General features: G+C 29.3%; 24 protein-coding genes. 11 read left to right on the top strand and 13 right to left on the bottom strand.

What is annotated here, in order from left to right:
- Window positions 1-23 precede the first annotated feature (23 nt).
- The 3 genes from JH146_RS00145 to pfkC are packed head-to-tail and all read left to right on the top strand — an operon-like array spanning window position 24 to window position 4,201.
- A complete protein-coding gene (locus JH146_RS00145) occupies window positions 24-1,589 on the top strand; it encodes a glycogen synthase (protein ID WP_048201100.1) in 1,566 nt (521 codons plus the stop codon).
- 16 nt (window positions 1,590-1,605) lie between these two features.
- Window positions 1,606-2,832, top strand: coding sequence for a glucose-6-phosphate isomerase (gene pgi / locus JH146_RS00150; RefSeq protein WP_048201101.1), 1,227 nt, complete (start codon window positions 1,606-1,608; stop codon window positions 2,830-2,832).
- Window positions 2,819-4,201 carry an ADP-specific phosphofructokinase gene (pfkC, locus tag JH146_RS00155; protein ID WP_048201102.1) on the top strand — a complete coding sequence of 461 codons (1,383 nt, stop codon included), beginning with the start codon at window positions 2,819-2,821 and terminating at the stop codon, window positions 4,199-4,201. The genes pgi and pfkC overlap by 14 nt, the downstream gene beginning before the upstream one ends.
- A gap of 18 nt (window positions 4,202-4,219) precedes the next feature.
- Here the strand turns inward: pfkC and rpiA are convergent, their stop codons facing one another.
- On the bottom strand, window positions 4,220-4,900 hold the full coding sequence (rpiA, locus tag JH146_RS00160; protein ID WP_048201103.1) for a ribose-5-phosphate isomerase RpiA: 681 nt from the start codon (window positions 4,898-4,900) through the stop codon (window positions 4,220-4,222).
- A gap of 332 nt (window positions 4,901-5,232) precedes the next feature.
- Here rpiA and JH146_RS00165 point away from each other — a divergent pair, with 332 nt between their 5' ends.
- Together JH146_RS00165 and JH146_RS00170 are read left to right on the top strand one after the other, a co-directional pair.
- Window positions 5,233-6,498 (top strand): tRNA(Ile)(2)-agmatinylcytidine synthase, encoded by a 1,266-nt coding sequence (locus JH146_RS00165; protein WP_048201104.1) that lies wholly within the window; start codon window positions 5,233-5,235, stop codon window positions 6,496-6,498.
- A 69-nt stretch (window positions 6,499-6,567) separates the two neighbouring features.
- Window positions 6,568-7,725 (top strand): YcaO-related McrA-glycine thioamidation protein, encoded by a 1,158-nt coding sequence (locus tag JH146_RS00170; protein WP_048201105.1) that lies wholly within the window; start codon window positions 6,568-6,570, stop codon window positions 7,723-7,725.
- Between the two features lie 15 nt (window positions 7,726-7,740).
- Here the strand turns inward: JH146_RS00170 and nifB are convergent, their stop codons facing one another.
- Together nifB and JH146_RS00180 are read right to left on the bottom strand one after the other, a co-directional pair.
- Complete coding sequence (gene nifB, locus JH146_RS00175; RefSeq protein WP_236953663.1) at window positions 7,741-8,664, bottom strand: FeMo cofactor biosynthesis protein NifB; 924 nt, start codon at window positions 8,662-8,664, stop codon at window positions 7,741-7,743.
- 76 nt (window positions 8,665-8,740) lie between these two features.
- Entirely contained in the window at window positions 8,741-9,382 is a 642-nt protein-coding gene (locus JH146_RS00180; protein WP_081874436.1) for a HoxN/HupN/NixA family nickel/cobalt transporter, read from the bottom strand.
- 283 nt (window positions 9,383-9,665) lie between these two features.
- Between JH146_RS00180 and JH146_RS00185 the strand changes: the two genes are divergently transcribed.
- Genes JH146_RS00185 through JH146_RS00200 form a run of 4 tightly spaced genes read left to right on the top strand, consistent with a single transcriptional unit; the run spans window position 9,666 to window position 12,335 of the window.
- Window positions 9,666-10,364, top strand: a complete 699-nt coding sequence (locus JH146_RS00185) for an energy-coupling factor ABC transporter permease (protein WP_048201107.1) — start codon at window positions 9,666-9,668, stop codon at window positions 10,362-10,364.
- 1 nt (window position 10,365) lies between these two features.
- The gene (locus tag JH146_RS00190) at window positions 10,366-10,656 is read left to right on the top strand and encodes an energy-coupling factor ABC transporter substrate-binding protein (protein ID WP_048201108.1); all 291 of its coding nucleotides are present in this window, start codon (window positions 10,366-10,368) and stop codon (window positions 10,654-10,656) included.
- A gap of 50 nt (window positions 10,657-10,706) precedes the next feature.
- Window positions 10,707-11,486 carry a cobalt ECF transporter T component CbiQ gene (gene cbiQ / locus JH146_RS00195; protein ID WP_048202554.1) on the top strand — a complete coding sequence of 260 codons (780 nt, stop codon included), beginning with the start codon at window positions 10,707-10,709 and terminating at the stop codon, window positions 11,484-11,486.
- 9 nt (window positions 11,487-11,495) lie between these two features.
- Window positions 11,496-12,335, top strand: coding sequence for an ATP-binding cassette domain-containing protein (locus tag JH146_RS00200; RefSeq protein ID WP_048201109.1), 840 nt, complete (start codon window positions 11,496-11,498; stop codon window positions 12,333-12,335).
- Window positions 12,336-12,455: 120 nt separating this feature from the next.
- On the opposite strand, the gene mvk is transcribed toward JH146_RS00200, so the two are convergent.
- The 9 genes from mvk to JH146_RS00245 all read right to left on the bottom strand — a co-directional run bounded on the left by mvk (window position 12,456) and on the right by JH146_RS00245 (window position 19,375).
- Window positions 12,456-13,394 carry a mevalonate kinase gene (gene mvk / locus JH146_RS00205; protein WP_048201110.1) on the bottom strand — a complete coding sequence of 313 codons (939 nt, stop codon included), beginning with the start codon at window positions 13,392-13,394 and terminating at the stop codon, window positions 12,456-12,458.
- Between the two features lie 13 nt (window positions 13,395-13,407).
- The gene (locus JH146_RS00210; RefSeq protein WP_048201111.1) at window positions 13,408-14,430 is read right to left on the bottom strand and encodes a nucleotidyltransferase domain-containing protein; all 1,023 of its coding nucleotides are present in this window, start codon (window positions 14,428-14,430) and stop codon (window positions 13,408-13,410) included.
- Window positions 14,427-15,950 carry a Rossmann-fold NAD(P)-binding domain-containing protein gene (locus JH146_RS00215; RefSeq protein WP_048201112.1) on the bottom strand — a complete coding sequence of 508 codons (1,524 nt, stop codon included), beginning with the start codon at window positions 15,948-15,950 and terminating at the stop codon, window positions 14,427-14,429. The genes JH146_RS00210 and JH146_RS00215 overlap by 4 nt, the downstream gene beginning before the upstream one ends.
- Window positions 15,951-16,037: 87 nt before the next feature.
- Window positions 16,038-16,445 (bottom strand): transposase, encoded by a 408-nt coding sequence (locus JH146_RS08735; RefSeq protein ID WP_236953699.1) that lies wholly within the window; start codon window positions 16,443-16,445, stop codon window positions 16,038-16,040.
- Complete coding sequence (locus tag JH146_RS08750) at window positions 16,424-16,906, bottom strand: hypothetical protein (protein ID WP_048201114.1); 483 nt, start codon at window positions 16,904-16,906, stop codon at window positions 16,424-16,426. Before JH146_RS08750 ends, JH146_RS08735 begins: the two co-directional genes overlap by 22 nt.
- A gap of 36 nt (window positions 16,907-16,942) precedes the next feature.
- Window positions 16,943-17,839: a shikimate dehydrogenase gene (gene aroE / locus JH146_RS00230; protein ID WP_048201115.1), complete on the bottom strand. Its 897-nt coding sequence runs from the start codon at window positions 17,837-17,839 to the stop codon at window positions 16,943-16,945.
- A gap of 89 nt (window positions 17,840-17,928) precedes the next feature.
- Window positions 17,929-18,510, bottom strand: a complete 582-nt coding sequence (locus JH146_RS00235; protein WP_048201116.1) for a flavodoxin family protein — start codon at window positions 18,508-18,510, stop codon at window positions 17,929-17,931.
- Between the two features lie 52 nt (window positions 18,511-18,562).
- Entirely contained in the window at window positions 18,563-18,937 is a 375-nt protein-coding gene (locus tag JH146_RS00240; RefSeq protein ID WP_048201117.1) for a helix-turn-helix domain-containing protein, read from the bottom strand.
- A 30-nt stretch (window positions 18,938-18,967) separates the two neighbouring features.
- A complete protein-coding gene (locus tag JH146_RS00245; RefSeq protein WP_048201118.1) occupies window positions 18,968-19,375 on the bottom strand; it encodes a secondary thiamine-phosphate synthase enzyme YjbQ in 408 nt (135 codons plus the stop codon).
- Between the two features lie 124 nt (window positions 19,376-19,499).
- On the opposite strand from JH146_RS00245, the gene JH146_RS00250 reads away from it, so the two are divergent.
- Together JH146_RS00250 and JH146_RS00255 are read left to right on the top strand one after the other, a co-directional pair.
- The gene (locus JH146_RS00250) at window positions 19,500-21,323 is read left to right on the top strand and encodes a glycosyltransferase family protein (protein ID WP_048201119.1); all 1,824 of its coding nucleotides are present in this window, start codon (window positions 19,500-19,502) and stop codon (window positions 21,321-21,323) included.
- Complete coding sequence (locus JH146_RS00255; protein WP_048201120.1) at window positions 21,324-22,040, top strand: glycosyltransferase family 2 protein; 717 nt, start codon at window positions 21,324-21,326, stop codon at window positions 22,038-22,040.
- Window positions 22,041-22,080: 40 nt separating this feature from the next.
- Here the strand turns inward: JH146_RS00255 and JH146_RS00260 are convergent, their stop codons facing one another.
- Window positions 22,081-23,880, bottom strand: a complete 1,800-nt coding sequence (locus tag JH146_RS00260) for a DUF6541 family protein (RefSeq protein ID WP_048201121.1) — start codon at window positions 23,878-23,880, stop codon at window positions 22,081-22,083.
- Window positions 23,881-23,892: the final 12 nt, after the last annotated feature.

Here is a 23,892-nt window from a genome sequence, read left to right on the forward strand (position 1 = left end):
GATATAAAAATGTTGTGATAAATATGAAAATAGTAATTCTTGCTCCAACGATAACTCCGATTGTTTCCTGTGGCGGGTTAGGGGATGTAATGAGAGATTTGCCAAAATTTTTAAAAAAAGATAATGATGTTTTAGTTTTAACTCTCAACCATTATAATAGATATTCCAATCTTCCTCATGAAGTCATTAAAAAAATAACTGTTGTCTATAAAGGCTCTAAGATTTCTTTTGATGTTTTAAAAACAAAGCATCCAACAACAGGGGTTGATTTAATTGTATTTAGTAATGAGAATGTTAATAATTTAAATGTTTGGGATTCTATTAAGTATGAAATTTTTGCTGATTTGGTTGTTAGTTATTTGGATGATATTAATGATATTGATGTCGTATCTGGACATGATTGGATGTGTGGTTTAGCTATAGCTAAATGCAACGATATCTTAGATTTACCAACGACTTTAACTATACACAATGAGGCTTTTAAAGGAGGGGTGATTGAGTATAAAGGGGAAGTTATGACTTTCTTAGAATTGGGAATTAAATATGCTGATGCTGTTAATACTGTAAGCCCTACGCATGCTGAAGAGATAAAAAACTGCCAATATATAAAGAAATATTTAAATAATAAACCATTCTTTGGAATTTTAAATGGTATTGATATTGATGAATACGACCCTATGAAAATAATAGATAGAATGATAACTCTCTCAAATAACAAACTCGACCCAAGAAATTATGCCTACATTTCCCCTTATTCAGCTGAAGATGCTTATGATATAAAGCCAAAAATAAAATATTCATGGTTTTATAAAGGGGGAGTTTATGAATATGTTGAGGATTGGAATAAGATAATAGATAAAGGAATTTCAGCTACTGAAGTTGAAGTATATGGTGGATTAAAAGGAGATATAGAAACGCCATTGATTGGGTTTGTTGGAAGAGCCACATATCAGAAAGGATTTAACACGATGTTTGAAGCAGTTCCTGAACTTTTAGAGAAACATAATATAAGATTTGTGTTTTTAACAAAAGGAGAGAAAGAAATTGAAGACAAACTAAAAAGTCTTGCTAATGACTATGATGGGAAGATTTTGGCATTGATAGGTTATTCCTTACCACTATCATCTTTAGTATTTGCGGGAAGTGATTGGATAGTTATGCCTTCATATTGGGAACCATGTGGTTTAGTGCAGATGGAATCTATGGCATACTGCACCCCAGTTATAGCTACAGAAACTGGGGGTTTAAAAGATACCATAATTCCTTTGCATCACAACCCTTATGAGCATTCAAACTTTGATAAAGCAACAGGCGTTTTATTTAAAGTTCCAGATAAGATAGGGTTTATTTGGGGAGTTGAACATGCGTTAAATTGGACATTTTATAAACTTAATGAGATATGTATGTTTATGCAGTATGTAAGATACAAATGCCCTAAACATCCTTATGATGAAAACGCCCCTCTCCCTATGATGATGAAAAACTGCTATTATCATGTATTTAGAAACTTAAGTTGGCAGAACTCTCCATCTATAAGAAAATATAAAGGTTTATTTGGTGGGGCAATTTACAATCATTATCTAAAATGAGATTTTGGGGGGGAATATGCTGAGTTATGATTACAAAAATGCTCTAAACATTGGGGAAATAAGTTTTGAAGACATAAATAAAGTAGATTTTGCCAATGCATATTCAAAGTTGATGGAGAAGTTAGATAATGGGGCTGTTGGATTTAGAGATGTCATATACAACGAGAATTTAGATAAATATAAATTCCTTAATGGATACAAAAATGTTGTAGTTGTTGGAATGGGGGGTTCTATATTAGGAACCATGGCTATTTATTATGCAATTTCGGCATTTAAGAATAATGCTTATTTTATAGATAATAGCGACCCTGAAAAAACCCTGTCAATATTAAAAAAAGTTGATTTAAATGAATCTATAATCTATATTATTAGTAAGTCAGGCAATACATTAGAAACTCTGGTTAATTATTATTTAATTAAAAAAAGGATTGAAAAATTAAATTCATTTGAGGGGAAGATAGTTTTTATTACCAATGGAGGAAAATTAAAGAGGGAGGCAGAAAAAAATAATTATGAGATACTTTCAATTCCTGAAAATGTTCCTGGAAGATTTTCAGTCTTCACTGCTGTTGGTTTAGCTCCTTTATGCTCTTTAGGAATAGATATATCGAAAATATTAAAAGGAGCAAGAGAGATGGATAAAATATGCCAAAATGAAGATATATTAAAAAATCCAGCATTGTTAAATGGTGTTATACACTACTTATATGATAAAAAAGGGAAAGATATTTCAGTAGTTATGAGTTATATTGAGAGTTTAAAGTGTTTTGGAGAGTGGTATATACAACTTATTGGAGAAAGCTTAGGAAAGGAAGGGAATGGACTTACCCCATTATTATCAATTGGAGCTAAAGACCAACATTCTCTATTGCAACTATATATGGATGGAAAAAAAGATAAAATTATTACTTTTATTACTACTAAAAACTATAGATTAGATGAAGAAATTGTATTTGATGATTTAAACGATGAAGAAATTTCTTGTATGCTTTCAGATATTATTAAGTGTGAGCAGGAAGCTACAGAAATTGCCTTAACAAATAATGGAGTTCCTAATGTAAAAATAACTCTTGATGAAATAAACGAGATGACAATGGGGGCTTTATTGTATATGTATGAGATGCAAGTTGGATTTATGGGAGAACTTTATAATGTAAATTCTTATAACCAGCCAGCAGTTGAAGAAGAGAAGAAAATATGCTGGGAACTAATCAAAAAATGTGGTAATTATGGTAATAAATAACTTCATTGAAACTATAAAAGGAACTAAGCTTTTTACAGCCTATAATACAAATGTAGATGCAATAAAATATTTGAAAGATGAAGATATTCAAAAATTGGTGGATAAATTTAATCATAAAGATATAATAGAAAGGATGAAAGAATATCCGAGAATTATTGAAGAGCCGTTAGATTTTGTTGCAAGGTTAGTTTATAGTATAAAAACAGAGAAGCCAGCAGAGGTTCCATTAAAAGATGACAAAGAGTTGCATGAGTGGTTTAATAAAATTAAATATGATGAGGAAAGAATGGGAGGGCAGGCAGGGATTGTTTCTAACTTAATGGCTACTCTGCAGATAGATAAAATAATCGTCTATACACCATTTTTATCAAAAAAACAGGCGGAGATGTTTGTAGATTATGATAATTTACTTTATCCTTTAGTTGAAAATGGAAATCTTGTGTTAAAAAAAGTTAGAGAGTCATATAAAGATGACCCAATAAAGATAAACAGGATATTCGAGTTTAAAAAAGGACTAAAATTTAAATTAAATGGAGAGGACATAGTTGCTAATCAATCTACAAGGTTTATTGTAGCCTCAAGACCAGAAAATTTGAGAATTGAAATGAAAGATGATGTTAGACAGCTTCTACCAGAAATTGGAGAGATGGTAGATTGTGCATTTTTATCTGGATATCAGGCAATTAAAGAAAAATATGGTGATGGAAAAACAGCAAAATATTATTTTGAGAGAGCTGAGGATGATATAAAGCTATTAAAGAAAAATAAAAAAATTAAAACCCATTTAGAGTTTGCATCCATATCAAATATAGAGATTAGAAAAATGGTCGTTGAATATATTTTAAGTAATGTAGAGAGTGTAGGGATGGATGAGACGGAGATAGCAAATGTTTTACATATCTTAGGTTATGACGATTTGAGTAATAAGATTTTAAAAGATAGTTTTGTGGAGGAGGTGATTGAAGGGGCTAAAATATTACTTGAGAAGTTTAAAAACTTAGAGGTTGTTCAAATTCATACTATCTACTATATACTTTTTGTTTGTAGGGCAGATAACCCATTATCCAAAGAGGAACTTAAAGAATGTTTAGAATTTTCTACAATTTTGGCATCAACAAAGGCAAAACTTGGAAATATAAAAGCTATAGATGATTTATATGAAGGTTTAAAAGTCCCTCACAACAAATATGGAGATTTATTGAAAGAGATTGCTGAGAAATTTAACGATGATAATTATAAAGTAGTTTTATCCCCTTCAAGATATGTGGAAAAGCCAAAATCAACTGTTGGTTTAGGAGATATAATATCAAGTGGTGCATTTATCTATTATGTCTCACTATTAAAGAAAAAGAATGAAATAAAAAACTAAGTTAATTTTATTATTATTTTATTTTTTTAATGTTTTTACACCTTTTTTTGTCCCTACTAATACTTTATCTACTTTTGTAAAGATACCATTCTCAACAACTCCTGGGATGTTGTTTATTTCTTTCTCAAGCTCTATCGCATCATCAACTTTCATAAACACATCTATAATCATATTTCCATTGTCTGTTATAACTGGTCCTCTTTTTCTATCCCCTAATCTAATCACTGCCTCTCCTCCCATTTCTGATAACGCCCTAATTACAACCCTATAAGCTGAAGGAATAACTTCTACAGGGATTGGAAACTTTTCCCCTAATTTTTTAACTAATTTGCTTTCATCAACTAAAACAACAAATTCATCTGCGTTGTAATCAACTATCTTTTCTTGAGTATGACAACCTCCTCCTCCCTTTATTAAAAATAAGGTCTTTTCTTCAACTTCATCAGCCCCATCAAATGCAATATCAACGTCATACTCATCTAAAGAAACTAATGGTATTTCATATTGCATAGCTAACATTTTGGCCTCAAATGAGGTGGGGATTCCAAAGACAGTTAATTCTTCTTCTTGAATTCTATTTCCAAGCTCTCTGATAAATAAAGCTGCTGTTGAACCTGTCCCTAATCCAACAACCATCCCATCTTCAACTAACTTCACAGCTTCCTTAGCTACTTTTAACTTTAAATCTTCATTTGACACAGTTATCCCTCTATAATCTTTTTATGATTTTGTTATTGAAATATTAAGAATGTTATAAAAAGTTTTTGGAATTTTTAGATTTGGATGTATAAATTAAGGTGTAAAAATAGTTTTATTTTTATCTAAATTTTTCACGTGATAACCATAAACCTACTTAATAATATTAACAAATATAAAATCAGCAACGTAAATTATTTGAGCTTTTTATGTAGGACTTTCGCATCTTATATAATTTAATTTAATGTAGTTTAATGCCAAAGGCATTACTTCATTAAAAATTTTTATTCCTGTGAAAGTCCTACAATATTCACGAAATTTTTTGGTGATGTGTGATGTTTATCGGAATTGACGATACAGACAGCCCAAACAAGTACTGCACTACCTATATAGCAACTTTATTAATAGAGGAATTAAAAGGTAATGGATATAGCGTAGATATGCCAAAACTCATTAGAATGAATCCAATGGTTAAATATAAAACAAGAGGTAATGGAGGAGTTGCAATACACGTTTTAGATGAGCTATATTCAAAAGATAAGGAAGAGATTAAAAATATAACCATTAGTTTAGTTGAAAAATACACTGATTTTGAATGCGAAAACACAAATCCCGGAATTGTATTTTTGGATGAAACAAAATATAAAGAGAATAGGGAAAAACTTAACTATTATTATAAAAAAGTCCTTTATGATATTGTTGATGTTGATTATGCTGAAAAATTCATCTTAAAGGTTGGAGGAGAGTTTATAAAGTATAAATTGGGTAGGGGGATAATTGGAGCTTTAGGAGCTGTATCATCAACTCCACCTTACACTTATGAGCTTTTAGCTTACAGAAAGAAGGAGATGTGGGGAAAGAAAAGGGAGATTGATGAAAATAGTGTTATAAAAATGGATAAAGAGACATTTCCTTACACATTTGACAACTACGATTATGAAAATAATAAGATTTTAATAACACCAAACACACCATGCCCTGTTTTATTTGGAATTAGAGGAATTGATGTAGAAGTTTTATTAAAAGCAATGAACATGATTGAAGGAGAAAAACCAGAAAGATTTATGATTTTTAAAACAAACCATGGGACGGATGTTCATTTAAGAAAAATGAATATTAAAGATATTTATCCAAATACTGGGGTTATTGTTTATGGAAAAGTTGTAGAAGAGCCGAGAGATATAGAAGGCGGGCATGTAATATTTAAATTATCAGATGGAACTGGAGAAATCGATTGTGTAGCTTACGAACCAACAAAAGGATTTAGGGATATTATAAGAAAGTTAATAGTTGGGGATTACATAGCTGTTTATGGAACTGTGAGAGAAAAGCCTTTAGGAATAAATGTTGAAAAGATAAAAATCTTAAAATTGGAAAAAAAGTTTGTTAAGGATAAGAGATGCCCATACTGTGGAGGAACATTAAAAGCAAAGGGTAAAAAAGCTGGTTATAAATGTAAAAAATGTAAAAAATCTATTGCTTACGATGAAATCAAAAAGATAGAGGTTGAGAGGGATTTAAAAATTGGGTTTTATGAAGTGCCTGGTTCTGCAAGGAGGCATTTAAGTAAGCCAATACAGTTAGTAGATTTAATATGGTAAAGTTATATAAAGTTGTAATATTGTTATAATAATAAAAAGAAAAGAATAAATAATGAGGGGTTGAGGTTAATGGATATAACATACAAATTAGCAAGTTATAGAATTTGCAATCCAGAGGAGACATTTGAAAAGATACAGGAGGCGTTAAAAAAGATACAGACAATAGAAATTGGGAATATACAACATTTGGATAAATTGGGAATTCCAGTTTATTATTTAAAAAGAAGAGTTATTGTAAATGGGAAAGAAGGAGAGGCAGTTCATTATGGAAAGGGAGCTACTGAAATACAGGCGAAGGTCTCTGCATGCATGGAAGCTATAGAGAGGTTTTCAGCAAGTTATGATAAAAATAAAGTTAAAGAAAAAGCTGATAATCCAATAAACATTGAAGATTTAATTGTACCACAATATGCAGATAAAAATGTCAAAGAATGGGTTGAAGGAATTGATATTATTAATGATGAGGTTGTTGATGTTCCAGCAGAAGCTGTTTTCTATCCAACCGCTGGAAAATTGTTTAGAGGAAACACCAATGGATTGGCAAGTGGAAATAATTTAAATGAAGCAATTTTACATGCTACTTTGGAGATTATTGAGAGGGATGCATGGAGTTTGGCAGATTTAGCAAGAAAAATACCAAGAAAGATAAATCCTGAAGATGCAAAAAACCCATTAATTCATGAGTTAATTGAAAAGTTTGAAAAAGCTGGAGTTGAAGTAATTTTGAAGGATTTAACACCAGAGTTTGAGATTCCAGTAGTTGCGGCTATTACAGATGATTCAAGTAAAGACCCATTGATGCTGTGTGTTGGTGTAGGATGCCATTTACATCCAGAGATAGCTATTTTAAGGGCTTTAACTGAGGTTGCTCAAAGTAGAGCTTCTCAACTTCATGGATTTAGAAGAGATGCAAAATTAAGAGAAGAATTTACTTCAAAAATCCCTTATGAGAGATTAAAGAGAATACATAGGAAATGGTTTGAATTTGAAGAGGAAATAAATATTGCTGACATGCCAAACAACGCAACATATAATTTAAAGAAAGATTTGGAATTCATAAAAGATAAAATCTCAGAGTTTGGGTTTGATAAATTAATATATGTTGATTTAAATAAGGTTGGAGTTGATGCAGTTAGAGTTATAATTCCAAAAATGGAAGTTTATACAATGGATAGAGACAGATTATCAAAAAATGCTATTGAAAGAGTTAAAAAACTGTATTATTAAAAATTATTTTTAGATTTAATGTGAAAAATGCTTCAAATCAAATACATCCAGTTTTTTGTTCTTTTCTTTATTTTTTTCTTTGAAGAAATCTTCTAATATTTTCTTTTCTTTTATTAAACCAGCTGAATCTGCCCTACACTGCCCACAAGCTCTGAATTGTGGAAGGTATTTTTCACATTCTTCTCTAACCCTCTTTATTTCTTCACATGTTGGAGCTCTCAGATGTTTCATTTTGTATAATGGAATTAGAGGAATAATATTTTGCATATAAGCAAAATCTTTTAACTCTTTAGCAATATCAACAACATGTTCCATATTTATCTCTGGAATTAAGACAGTATTTATTTTTATTATTAATCCTTCATCATAGGCTTTCTTTATTCCATCTATTTGATTCTCTATCAATATCTTAGCCCCTTCAATGCCATGATGTATTTTTTTATCATAATACACCCATTCAATTATATCTTTTAAAATCTCTGGGTCTATGGCATTGACAGTTACAGTAACTGTCTTTACATTTAAATCAGCCAATTTTTTATAGTATTTATTTAGTAACAGCCCATTTGTAGAGATACATTTTATAAGGTCTGGAAACTTTTCGTTAATAATCTCTAATGTTTCAAATGTCTCTTTATTAAATAAACTATCTCCCGGCCCAGCTATTCCAACAACTTTAACATTTGGAATCTCTTTTAACACTTTGTTTAAGTAGTTTTCAACATCTTCTAGCTTTAATACTGATAAAGCTACCCCTGGCCTATGCTCACATGCCTCTTTACCCAAACTTCTTCTACAAAATTTACATGCAATGTTACATCTTGGAGCTACTGGAAGATGTACTCTACCAACTTTATCATGAATTTTTTCGTTAAAGCATGGATGAACTTTTGTTATATGAGAAAATTTTAACATCTTTTTTTGTCTATTTTCTTCCATAATATCACATTAATTTGGCTAATTTTTAATGTTATATAATAGTGCCTTTTATAAAATTTAAAACTTTCCTTTGGATTTAACTCAGATTTAAATGTCCAATAATTGGATGAGATATTGTGTATAGGCCAATTAATATAATCATCCCCCCACTTATTAAAGGTAGTTTTGATATTTTTTTGCTTCCAACATATTTTTTAATTAATTCTTTACTTTTAACAAAAGTAATAGCTAAACCAGTTAAAGATACAGCCAATCCAATACTAAATATTGCAACATAAATTAAACCATCAAATAAATTTCCTGATGAAATTGATAATAATAAAACTGCCAGTGCAGCTGGACATGGAACTAAACCTGCTGATAATCCTAAAGCAATAATTCCCTTTTTTGTATCTATCTTATGCTTATGCGGATAAAAATAATTTTTTACTATCCAGATTCCCACTGCAATTAATATAGAACCCCCAATAATACTCATCATATCATGCACTACATTAACATTTAAACCTTCTAATAAATAAATTGATAAAATTCCTAATAAAAATATAATTGCTGTGTGGGATAGAGTTATAGTTGCCCCCAATAGAATAGCATCTTTTAGAGACGTTTTTGTTCCTAAAATATAAGCTGCTAAAACATTTTTCCCATGTCCTGGTTCTAATGCATGCAACATTCCGATTATGAAGGCAGTTATTGTGTATAGAAGTTCCAAAACCATCACCGTAATAACTAATTTTTATACTATACTATCTTTTGTAATACTTAATATTACCTTAATTGGGTTATTATTTAAATAGTTTATTACTAAAAAAGAAAAATTAATCAATACTAAAAATGTCTTTAATTTAAAATGATAATAAAAAATAATAAAAAAATAAGAAAATTCATTAAAAATAATATAATTAAAATTTATTTTATCATCTATAAAATACCGTTAAATTTATATAAGATAAAGAATACTGTAAAAATATAAAGTTTCCTTTAATTAATGGGGTGATAATTTGCACATAATGGAGGGGTTTCTTCCAATACAATGGTGCATATTTTGGTATGTTCTTTCTGGTATTGTAGTGGCTTATGGAATAATGCAATTAAAGAAAATAATTTCTGAAAATCCAGAAGCAAAGCCATTAATAGCTGTTGCTGGAGCATTTATGTTTGTTTTAAGTTCTTTAAAGATGCCATCAGTTACTGGAAGTTGCTCCCATCCTTGCGGTAACGGTTTAGGGGCTGTGTTGTTTGGTCCTGCTGTTACAGCAGTGTTGGCAACTATAACCTTATTGTTCCAAGCATTGTTGTTAGCTCATGGGGGAATTACAACATTAGGGGCTAATGTTTTCTCAATGGGTATTGTAGGGCCGTTTGTTGGCTGGATTATCTATAAAGCATTAAAAGGAAAAATAAACTCAACTTATGCAATTGGTTTAGCGGCAATATTTGCTGATTGGGCAACTTACGTTACAACATCAATCCAATTAACTTTAGCATTCCCTGGAACAGACCCAATTAAGACATTTACAGCTTTTGCTACAGTGTTTGCAGTAACACAAATCCCATTAGCAATTGCAGAAGGTCTTTTAACAATGGTATTGTGGGACTACATAAAGAAATTAAGACCAGACATTTTGTTGAAGTTAGGAGTTATTGATGAAAGTGAAGTTCCTAATTTGAAGGTATCTCCATCAGCAGGAGGTGAATAATTTGGAAACAAAACACATTCTAATGCTTTTGGGTGTTGTAATTTTGTGTGTTATTCCATTAATAATGTATGCAGGTAAAGGTGAAGAAGAAGGATACTTTGGAGGAGCAGATGATGCAGCAGAAGGTGTTATTGAGCAGGTAGATCCGGGTTATCAATCATGGTTTAAACCAATCTGGGAGCCACCAAGTGGAGAAATTGAGAGTTTATTGTTTGCTTTGCAGGCGGCAATTGGGGCAATAATTATTGGTTACTTTATCGGCTATTATAAGGCAAAATCTCAATATGCCTAAAATTTTATTTTTAATTTATTTTAAAATAAAATTTAAAGGTGATTTTTTTGTTGCAGAATACAATTGATAGCATTGCTTTTAATAATAATTTAAGGAATATTAATCCAAAATTAAAGGTTATTTTTGCTATTTTATCCTTATTTATTTGTGTCGCTTCAAAATCGGTTATTGTTCCTTTAATTATAACAATTATAATGATTTATTTAACTTTATTTAAGGCAAAAGTCCCAAAAAAGATATATTTAACTTTATTTTTCCCTGTATTTGGATTTGGTTTATTTACATTAATATTTATGGCATTTTGGTATGGAACAACAGAGATGTATTCATTTAAAATATTTGGATTTACAATTGGATTCTACAAAGAAGGTTTAGATATGGGGCTGTTAGTTTTTAGTAGAATGCTTGGAGGTGTTGCATCAACTCTATTTTTAGCTTTAACAACACCAATGACAGAGATTTTTTATATTTTGAGGAGTTTAGGTTTGCCGAGTGTTGTGGTTGATATAGCTATGATGATGTATAGATATATCTTTGTATTACTTGATGAGCTAATTAGAATGCAGAATGCACAAGAAACAAGGTTGGGATATAAAGATTTAAAAACAACATATAAATCGTTGGGAATGTTAGCATCAAATTTATTTATAAGAACTTGGGAAAAAGGAGAGCAGTTATTTATAACCATGAGTTCAAGAGGGTATGATGGCGAGCTAAGAATTCTCGGAGAGATAGAAAACCCAAAATTAATTTATATGATTGGGATAATATTATTTGAAATAATTTTAGTAATAATATCTTACTTAACCATGGATTTCAAACCCATTTAGGTGAAATAAATGTATATGATTGAAACAAAAGATTTGTATTTTAGATATCCTGATGGGACAGAGGTTTTAAAAGGTATAAATTTTAAAGTAAAAAAAGGAGAAATGGTTTCTATATTAGGGCCGAATGGAGTAGGAAAATCAACCTTATTTTTACATTTTAATGGAATTTTAAGACCTACAAAAGGAGAGGTTTTAATAAAAGGAAAACCAATAAAATATGACAAGAAGGGTTTAATAGAAGTTAGAAAGACTGTTGGTTTAGTTTTTCAAAATCCTGACGACCAAATCTTTGCCCCCACAGTTAAAGAAGATGTTGCCTTTGGGCCTTTAAACTTAGGATTGCCTAAGGATGAAGTTGAGAGAAGAGTTAGAGAAGCTTTAAAAGCTGTGGGAATGGAAGGATTTGAAAATAAACCTCCTCACCATTTAAGTGGAGGTCAAAAAAAGAGAGTAGCAATAGCTGGGATTTTAGCTATGCAACCAGAAGTTATTGTCTTAGATGAGCCAACATCTGGTTTAGATCCTGTTGGGGCATCAAAGATAATGAAACTTCTATATGACTTGAATAAAAAAGGAATGACTATAATAATCTCAACGCATGATGTGGATTTAGTTCCAGTTTATGCTGATAAGGTTTATATTATGTATAATGGGAAGATTTTGAAAGAAGGAACACCAAAAGAAGTTTTCAGTGATGTTGAGACAATAAGAAAAGCTAATTTAAGATTGCCAAGAGTTGCTCACTTAATTGAGATTTTGAATAAAGAGGATAACATCCCTATTAAATGGGGCTTCACTATTAGAGAAGTTAGGAGGAATTTAGCTGAATATTTAAAAGAAAAGTGTTAATTCATACACCATAAGGGGCTTTGCCCCCTATTAGTATACCCCAAAAAATTTTTGATGAAACTTTAAGAAAGTTTCATACTAATAGAGAGTTTCCTTCCATGGTTTAAAAGAAGAAAAGTGTTAATTTATCATTTTACATTTGAAGATTTTTACATTTTCTTTATTTAGTTCTTTTAACAGCTCTTTCTCTTTTTCTTCATTAACTAAGATTATTACACATCCCCCTCCTCCAGCTCCTGTTAACTTTGCTCCAAAACCAAATCTATTCCCAATATCTACAACTTTATCGAGTTTTGGTGTTGAGATATTTAATTTCTTTAATAGTTCATGATTTTTAGTCATTAATTTCCCAAAATCTTCTTTATTATCTGTTTTTAAAGAGTTTTCAATAATCTTATCTATTTTTTTAAATATTTCATCCTTATTTTCAATTTTTGCCACTTCATTAACTAATTCAGCAGTTTTTTTCTTTCTTTTTTCAGCATAAACTATTAAAAATTTACAACTTTTTAAAAACTCCTCAAATTTCCCTTCAATTTTTTTAAATTTGTTGTTTTTTATCTCTAAGATGCCTTTATATGTTATTGTTGAAGTGTCTGTAATACTTGCCTTTCCTTGAATCTCTTTCTCAACCATATAACCAAGTTTTGCAATCTCATCATCTTTAAGCTGTTTATTATAAAATTTACTAACAGTCCTTATAGTTCCAATTGTTATTGAGGCAGAGCTACCCAAACCACAGCTTATTGGAATTTTTGAGCTAATATTTATCTCAAACCCCGTTTTTGGTTCTATATTTAAATAATTAATAGTGTTTTTTATTGCACAAAGGCAGTATTTGAAATCACCAAAGTTATTTGGATTGATATTTTTTATCTCATTTAAATTCAACCTTAAGCTTTTATTTAAGTCATTTAAATTTAAAATTATTTCATTCCCATCTATATCTCTAATTTCTATAGTTGATGTTAAATCAATAGCCATAGATATAGCCCTATAACCATAAACAACTGCATGCTCTCCAAATAATATAACCTTTGATGGTGTTTCAATTATCATAACAAGCCCTATTTTATCTTTTTATTTTTATATATTCATTAAACGCTTCTCTTGTAGTTCCTACAACAACCCTCTTATATCTTTCTCCATTTTTATTAATGACTTCTTCCAATTTACCTCTTGCTATAATTTCTTCACCATTAAAGCACTGTCCAGCATAAGTGTGAGTGAAAGAAACAACCTCTTTTATATCCTCATCATTATAGCACTCTATCTTATAAACTGCAGGATTATCAAAGGCAAAGTCATCATTTAAAACTCTTCCCTCTATTTTTATAAAACCCAAGTTTCTATATCTTCTATCCCCATATTTCTCATTTATCTCTTCCCATTCCCTTGTAAACAACAAATCAAACATTGTATTATCTATAGTGCCTCTATTAAACTTTCTCTTTTCATAAAATACAAACTCTTCATAAGTTAGAGTTCCATCTTTAATTCTCTTTTCATAAGCTATCTTCCAAAAATTATCAGATAATGGCTTTAACTTATTATCTTCAAATGCCTGTTTTAAAGCTTCCCTCCCTTTTTTATGCATATCTTTTCCATAAATTACAAAATCAATATCTGAATTTTTATTATTTAATTTTAACAATAAAGAGCCACTAACACCCATACTTTTAATTGGAACTCCATAATCTTCTAAAATTAGAGCTAATTTTCTACATTTTTCCTCTAACTCATTTAAATTGTTTTCTTCATTAACAATTTCTTTTAATCTCTCTTTTGGGCTTAAAATTCTTTTAACATCTTCTTTTGGAATAGCATGCATTAAAACGTTAATTGTTTCATCATAAAAAAGATATTTATCAAATTTTTCTTTTAAAAATTTGTAAGCTTTATGAGTTTCAGCCATTTTTACATACTTTTTTCCATTAATCTCCCTAATGTTATTTTTATCCACTTCAAAATCTACAAATTCATAAGGAACATATCTTAAAAAAGCAAAAAATCTATCTTCTGGGTAATAATAAGTATTTACAGCAAAGTATAATCCTTCAACTGTCTCTATAAAGTCTCTTATCCTCACCCTCATAATACCACATCTGCCTTTATCTTTTCAATTCTTTTCGTAACTAATTCAGTATATAACTTTCTTAATAACTCAACATCTAAATTAATTTCTCCGCTTTCAACTGTAAATGGAATAATATAATCTTCAATTTCCTTATAAGATAGATATTTTGAATTATTTAGTATATAATCTTTAAGTGAGGCGTTACTTATAACTAAAGCTCCAAAGTTTTTGATATATTCTATTATAAGGTCATAAGCTTCATCTTTTGATTCAACCTTTTTAATATTGCATTCGTTAAACAAATAATTGCAAATTTCTTTTCCTTTAATTTTATAGTATGTTGCCATATCTGTTATAACTACCACATTTTTAAATTCAGCATTTTTAATTTTTTTAATAAGGTTTTCTATAGATTCAGATGAGAGATTGTGTATATTTTCCAAAATACTTATGGCATCGATAATGACGATTCTCCTTGATGGTTTTGGTGGATATATTCTCTTAAATATTTTCCCTTCTTTACTATATTCACCAAGAAGGGAAATAGTTTCGCTATTTTCTAAATATTCTTCCAAATCGTCTATCGTAGCAAATCTTGTAGAATACCAAGATGGTACTGACATATTAGAAAGTTTGTTTAACATATCTTTTTTTATCTTCATTAATTTTTCCTTTTCTTTTAATTTATTGTATAAATCTTTGAGATTTATTGTTTCATCTAACTTTAAAGCCATTAAAATCTTTAATAAATAACCTTCTTCAAATGTTTCTAATTCAAAGTTTTCACATATTCTTTTTAGTTCCCTATACTCTTTAAACTCTTTTTCACTTGACACTCCAATAGCTTTTGCTATTCTATATTCTTCTGCATCATTAAACCCTCTACTTAGTGCATCATTGTATTCATACGCATCTTTAAATCCTCTTTTTAATGCATCTTGGTATTCTTTAATATCGCCAAAACCTAATCTTAATGCATCTACTAACTCATCAAAGTTACTAAATCCCTTTTCTAATGCAAAGTTATAGAGTTCAGCATCGTTTAAAAATAACTGCTCTTCTAATATTCCATAAAATAGGTATTCTATACAATACTTATCATCTATTTTTCTTGCAATGCCTTCTTTTACAAGTTCTTGAAGCCCTCCAATAAAACCAAGTTCTTTAGCTTTTTTATACTCTTCAATATTTCTAAATCCCGAGGACTTGTACTTTTTATACTCATCAATATTTTCAAACTCTAAGTATTCATAATACTCTTCAGCACTTAATCCTAAAGATTTTGCATCAATTAAATCTGACAATGATTTAAATCCATTAGTGGGGATGTAAAATATAACTCCATTATCTACAAAGAAAAATATTTGCTCAAAATTATCCTTATATCTGTAAATTACATGTTTTCCAAGAACTCTATGGGCTTCTAAGAACTCTTCAACACTTTTAACTTTTACTTTTGGTAAATTTTCTATTTCTTCCACATCCACATATTTTATTAAATCTGCCTTTATTTTTAAAATATTTAGCTTTTTGTCCATAGTATCCCAATCTTCTTGTCAAATAATATTTTATAAAGTTTATTTTTTATTAATTATCACCTTAGTTCCCATCATACATTCAAATATTCATTTGTTATAATAATCTTTCTCTAATTTTTTGATGTTGTATGCGATTGTGAAGAGTGAGAGTTTTACGCTTAAGCCCTTTTTGCTTACACTTCGAATGTGTTTGGGATATGCTTCAATCATTTCTGAAAATTTTGTTTCGATTATTTTTCTTGATTTGTTCAGTTGTGAATATATCATCCCCTCTTCATTCGATTTTATCATGTTTTTTCTTTTTATGGCTATGAATTGAACTCCTCCGAGTTTAAATAGATTTTGAAGTCCTTTGTCAATATAACCCTTATCTCCGATTATTACACAGTTTTTGAATTCTTTAACGATTACCCTATAATTCTCTTCTAAGATATCTTTATCATGTTGATTCGCTGGGTTTATAAATAGTAACGTTAGAAACCTCCCATCGGTAATGTAAGTTGCCTTATATCCAAAATAATAACATTTTTTCGAAGGGTTGTATCCGACACTACCATTTTTTTAATAAGCACTGAAAATTCCATCTTCTCATGTCGATTTCTCCTTACAAGCTCTTTTGTCTTAATCGGCATCGTATCAATGAATAACCTACTGTTTCTTTCTATAAAAGCTTTCTGAATTTCAATTAACAATTGTTCGTATCTGTTTATTCGTTCAACTATCTTATTATACCTAATTTTCGGAAATAATCCTAGATCTTCAATTAAAAACTCGTATCTACGTTTATACACGCCTGAAAAATACACCATGCACAAAACCGAAAATATTATTAAGTCCGAGAGAGATATTATTTCTCTGCGGGTGTATGGCGATATATACTTGGCAACTATCGGGTAGAATTTAGCCCTCATAATCTTTATTAATCGTTTAATTCGATGCATTTTTGATTTTTTCATAAAATATCACCTTCGAACTGTTTTTAATTTTTTTAATTAATTTAGTATTAAGGTATTTATATATCTATCTGCTTGATGGGAACTATGGTTAATTATCTTATCAATTATCGCGTTTTTCATAACCTCTATATTTGGTTCTACACCAGTCCATATTTTAAACGCAACGGCTCCTTGATATATCAACATCCCCAATCCATTTATTGTTTTTGCATTAACTTTTTTCGCCTCTTTCAATAAAACTGTTTCTAATGGATTATAGATTAAATCCATAACCACCATATCTTCTCTCATATTTTCTGCTTTAACTATTGGTTCAGCATCAACATTTGGATACATTCCAATAGGTGTAGCGTTAATTATTATATCAACTCCATCTAAATCTACATCTAATCCACTAAATTTGACTTCTTCACCAAATTTTTTATTTAATTTTTCAGAAATTTCTTTAGCTAAGTTTTCAGCTTTTTCAATGGTTCTATTAGCTATTATAATGTTGTTATCTTTTGCCAATTCAAAAGCTACCGCTCTTCCTGCACCACCAGCTCCATAAATAACTATATTTTTATCTTTAACTTTTCCAATCTCTTCCTCTAAAGCCATTCTTGCCCCAATGCCGTCTGTATTATAGCCAATAGCTTTCCCATCCTCTATCTTTATTGTATTTACTGCCCCAATTAATTGAGCATCTTTATCTATCTCATCTAAATATTTCATAATCTCTATTTTGTGTGGAATTGTTACATTAAACCCAACTATCCCAAGGGCTTTAGCTCCATCTATCACATACTTTAAATTTTCTGGCAAGACATCAAAAGCCACATAAACATAATTTAATCCTTTATCTTTAAAAGCTGCATTGTGCATTATTGGTGAGAAAGAATGCTCTACAGGATGCCCAATCAACCCAATAACTTTGGTTTTTGCATCTACCATATTATCACGTAATTTAGTTTTTATATATTTAAATTTTAAATTACAAAGAAAAAGAACAAAAATAAATTTCAAAATAACATAAAAGTATTTTATTTTTTAATTAACTTAACAACTTCAGCTATCTTTTTACCTAAGTTTCTTGCAGTTTCTAAACCAATGTTATCGTCTTTACAATCTCCTGGACTTTTTCCTACACCTGTTCCTCCATAATGAGCTGTTGGGTCGTTATCTCCAACGACTATCATTGAATGTATTAAGAAAAAGTTATGTATCTGTTGAATTGTTGTTTCCTGCCCACCATTTCTACTTGCTCCAACTGCTATAGCTCCCCCAACTTTATTTCTTAATTGAAAACCAATTCTTAAGGGTCTTGACCTATCCATCAACATCTTTAGCTGAGCTGAAACTCCTCCAAAGTAAACTGGTGAGCCGAGTATAATTCCATCAGCTTCTTTCATCTTTTCTAATATCTCATCAACATCATCAATTATCTGGCAACTTCCAGTCTCTTTACACATATTGCATGCAATACATGGATTTAATTCTTTATCAGCCAATGATATAAATTCTGTTTCAATCCCTTCTTCAGCAATAGCATTTAAGGCCTCTCTAACTAATAAAGTTGTATTTCCTTCAGGTCTTGGACTACCACTTATCCCTATAACTTTCATACTTCCCACCCCATAGCGATATTATTATCAATGTTATTTTGTCAAAATAGATTTAATAATTTTTCTCATCTCTGCATTCTCTAAAATAGCTAAGCCATTTTTTAACATTCTGATACCAATCATCCAATAGCTCCTCAATGATATCACTCACTTTATCTAACTCTACAGCGTTGTATATGTATTTGTATCCAACTTTCTCTGTTACTTTCTTTCTACTGACTAAACCGCAGTTCATTAAGCTTCTTAAAGCTTTTTGCACAGTAGTTCTATCCCTATTAACCCTCTCAGCAATTTCTAATACACTACCCTCTCCATTCTCTAAAAGGTCAAAATAAACCTTTATTTCAATCTCTTGCAGTCCTAAAATACATCTCATTAAATCTTCAATGGTAAATTTTTTTAGCCTGTTTATGATAAAATCCTTCATGATATCACAATAAACATTAACTTTGTTTTTTTATTTTTCTTTATCAGCTATTATTTTTACATAAAACTCTCTTCTTCTCGGTCCATCAAATTCAGCAAAAAATATTCCCTGCCAAGTTCCTAATAATGGTTTTCCATCTTTAATAATAATTGTTTGAGAACAGCCTACTAAAGAGCTTTTTATATGTGCATCTGAGTTCCCTTCTAAGTGTGTAAAATTCCAATTTTTTGGAATAAGATGAGAGAGGAAGTTTATTATATCATGCTTTACTGACGGGTCGGCATTTTCATTTATAGTTATTCCAGCGGTTGTGTGTGGGACATAGATAACTGCTATCCCATCTTTAACTTTTGATTCAGATATTGCTGAAACTATTTGTGGGGTTATATCTATTAGCTCTTCTCGTTTATTTGTTTTTATTTGGTATTTAAATAACATCATATCACCAAGTTTATACTTTTAAAGCTTTATATCTTATTCAACTAAAACTTTAAATATGTATTGTGATTTTAACATTAATCTTGAATAATTATTGATTTAAAACGATTATTGGAGGGAGATTATGGATATCAAACATAGAATACCAATTTTGTTATTGGTTTTATATATTATTCTTGGAGGGATTATTCAATATAATGGAATTTCAGAGTTTAAATCTTTGCCGTCACCAATCTATGGTGGAGATTATTATTATCAGATGGGGGTTATTTGGCATATTAGAGAAGGAGGAAATCCATTAGAGAGTTCCTCAATGGTTGGAGGGATGCCTGGTTATCTTCCATTATATGCCTATATTTGTGCTAAATTTTGTGATTTATTTAATTTAGATACAATGAAAGGAATGTTTTATTTCTCTATAGTGTTATTTGTTGTGGCGAGTGTTATATGGTTCTGCCTATTTAGAGTTTTGTTTAAAGATGATTGGATAGCTTTAATTGGGGTGGTTTTAGCAAATGGTATAAGTGCATATCCAATATTGAAATATACAAACTTTACTCATCAAATTATGTTACCTTTATTTATCCTTACTTTATATTTAGCATTTAAAGAAAGGAAAATAATTTATTATGTCTCATTGGGATTAGTTTATGGATTATTGACCTTATCTCACATGGTTGCATTTGTTGGAGCAACTTTAATAATAGCAACTTTTGTTATTTATGAGATGTATAAAAACAAAGATAGAATTTTGGAATATTTAAAAGAAAATATAAAAAATTGGGGAATTTTTGGGATTGTTGCATTGCCTATATTGATGCTTTATTGGTATAAGCCAATATTTGTTTATCATCTACATAGACCTTATGATAGGATTCATATGGATATTATGGATTTTGGAAGATTGGATGTTCAAATAAAATTCTTGTTCAATACTCTAAGTTCTTACCTACTTAACTTTAAGTCAATAGGTGGAATTATAACAACAGTGTTGGTTTGGCTTGGTATTTATGGATATTACAAGTCAGAAAACAGCGATTTAAAAGAATTCTTAAAAATCTTTGCAATAGGTTCAGTATTTGCCACATTTTGTTATTTCGTAACCGAACCTCTATTCGGGATAAACTTTATCCCTACATACATGTCTTACTTTTACATTTGGGCAACTGCAATATTATTTGCTTTGTTTGGAATAAATTATGTTAAAAATCATTTAAGATTGCACGAAGTTGAAAATATTTCAAAAAAATTGGTTGTTTTTGGAACGATATTTGTAATTTTACTTGCAAATACAACATTTGCTTTCGTTAATTACATAAACAACGATAGATGGGCAAATGTTGGGAAACACCCAATGCCAGATGTTTACATATCTTTACAAAATTATTTACTAAAAAATACTGATGTAAATGATGTTATATTATCAACAAAAGAGTTAAGCTTTGTAATTAATGCAATTAGTGGAAGGAAGGTTATGGTTAATAGATGGGCTCAACAAAATGACCCATATATGAATTTGCCTCAAAGAGATATGGATGCCTCTATAATTTTGTATGGAAATGATACAAAGAAAAAATTAGAATTAATAAGGAAATATAACATATCCTACCTATACTGGGATTATTATTGGATAAATTCAGAGTTTCAATTTGATAATAATGGAAGAATAATTGGAATGTATGATCCTCTAATGACTTATGACACAAAAGAAAATAGAGAATATTTAGATAAATATGGGGTAAAATATATCCCTATGAATTTTTGGATAGACCCTTCATGTAGAAATGATAATATTAGGAAATTCAACATTTTGGTTATTTCACCTCAGAATTATTACAATTTTACAAATCCATGGAAACCCGATTTAAATAAATATTTGGTTGAAGTTTGGAATTATACTTATAATGGACAGAAAATAGCTGCCCTATATAAAATTAAGGTGGATTAAATGGGTTCAAATATAAAAAAAGTATCTATAATAATTCCGGCATACAATGAAGAAAAAACCATACAAAAAATTTTAAAAAAGGTTTTAGATGTAGAATTACCATTAGAAAAAGAAATTATCGTTGTAAATGATGGTTCAACAGATAAAACAAAAGAAATTGTTGAAGAATTCAAAAAAAATCATCCAAATGGAAATATTAAACTCCTAAATAAAAAAAATGGCGGAAAAGGTAGTGCGTTAAAAGTTGGAATTAAACATTCAACAGGAGATATAATAATCATTCAAGATGCGGATTTAGAATATGACCCAAATGACTATCCAAAACTAATAAAACCAATATTAGAAGGAAAGGCAAAAGTGGTGTATGGTTCAAGATTAAGAAAAATAGGAAATAAATTTTCTCATTTATCATTTTTAATAGGCGGTTTAGGGATAACATTAATTACAAACTTACTTTATTTTACATTTTTAACTGATGAACCTACGTGCTATAAAGTATTTCATAAAGAATTAAAAGATATATTAATAAATGCCGAAGGAAATAAATTTGACTGGGAACCAGAAGTTACTGCAAAGATTTTGAGAAGAGGTTATAAGATTTATGAGGTACCAATAAGTTATTATCCAAGGACTTTAAAAGAAGGTAAAAAAATACGATGGAGAGATGGTGTTGATGCAATTTTAACTCTTTTAAAATGGCGATTTAAAAAATTTTAAAAGTAAATATCAAAACATCAAAAATACGGAAAATATAAATTTATTTTATTTCTATAACTGTGATGTTATTTTTACTATATATTTTTTCAAAGTAATCTTCATCTTCGAAGAATTCGTAATTTACTTTAATATTTTTTGAAATGAAAACATAGCTTATATTATTGCTTTTGCAAAAATGAATAAATTCATCATAGTTATTATACCAAGTATAGTTAATTATTTCTTTTGCTGTAACATTATTGAATTTGTTGCCGTTTCCCCAACAAAAAACACATTTATTATTTGTAAATATCGGGATGAATTGCCCACTGTCTTGACCAAAATTTAAAAATAGTTCGTTAGATATATTATTTTCATTTATAAAATTAAATGCATCTATTTCATCACTCCCAACTAAGTAAAATTTCCAGTAGTATTTTGGATGAGTGGAATATGTTGTGTAAGCATTATAACTTAATAAAGTGATAATAATGGCAGTAATGATAAGTTTTCTTTTTGTGGGGATTATTTTACTTATATAATACAAACCACAACCATAAAATACAGGCATTAAAATCTGAAAATTGTAGAACCATCTTATAGAATTATATAATGCACTAAAAAATGGTATTTTAAAGCCAATAAGCTGATTATTTAATATCCAAAGTATCATAAGTAAACCATAAAACACAAAATACCCTTTTTTATTTTTCACTAAGAAAATCATCCCAAAGATAAACAATACTATATACGTGATCGTAGCTAACAGACACTTTATAAAAAGAGAAAATGGAAGCTGGTGGCTGAATAATAAGGCTATAGCCACAGTAGTAAAGTAACATGTCCCTATACCACCCAATATAAAGATAATAACATTATATAAAGTGATAAGGTTTATATTATGTATGACATAGGAAGTGTTAGAGTAAGATATTATATCATTGATAAGTTTAGAATATATGATTATAAGGGAGCAAAGTATTGAGATAGAAAAAAATTTAATGTATTTGGAGATATCAATGTATTCTTTATACATAACATCCCAGAGCATTAACGAAACTAAGAACAAAGTTAACATTAAGAATGGAAATGTGTGTGTAAATATTAAGCTAAATACTCCAAAACTAAATAAATAAAGGTAAATATTATTTTTTGTGCTTTTATATCTCAACAAAAAGGCAATTAATATTAAAAATATGCAATATCCCAGTGCATTTGGATATATGGCTTTAAGCAGTATTCTATAAAACTCATAATTTAATGGAACGAATAAAGCAGTATAAATACCAATTCCTTTTTTTATACATTCTCCTATATAGTAATGAGAAAGAACAAACAACATTACTATAAAAACCTCTATAAAGTATATTGTATTGGGTATATCTCTAACATCAGATGCTAAGAAGTATGTAAAAGAGTGAAATCCTGACGGATAATGCCAATATCTAATATACTCCTGATTTTTGTAAAATATGTTTTTTTCCATTATTATTGCCTTAATTTTGTACATATGGAATTGAGAATCCCACTTTTCACATGGATATTTTGGAAATATAACATATCCTATAAACATTGAACATAATAGAATAAATATTAAAATTAGATGCTTTATTAAATTTAATTTGAAGCTGAATAAATTACTATTAAGTTTACTTTTTATAACTAATAGCATAATTATCAAAATTAATGGGATAAGATATAATACTTTGTACATAGGAATATCCAAAAAAGATAGCAAATATGAAGTTCCGATTATATAAAAAATGGATATAAATGGGGATGTGATAATCTTTTCTTCATTTTTTAATGGATTTATTAAGTAAATTAAAAACAAAACTATTATAAATAAAAGTATGTTCATTTAACTCACCAG

This window comes from Methanocaldococcus bathoardescens (genome assembly GCF_000739065.1).
Lineage (GTDB): Archaea > AGJL01 > Methanococci > Methanococcales > Methanocaldococcaceae > Methanocaldococcus > Methanocaldococcus bathoardescens.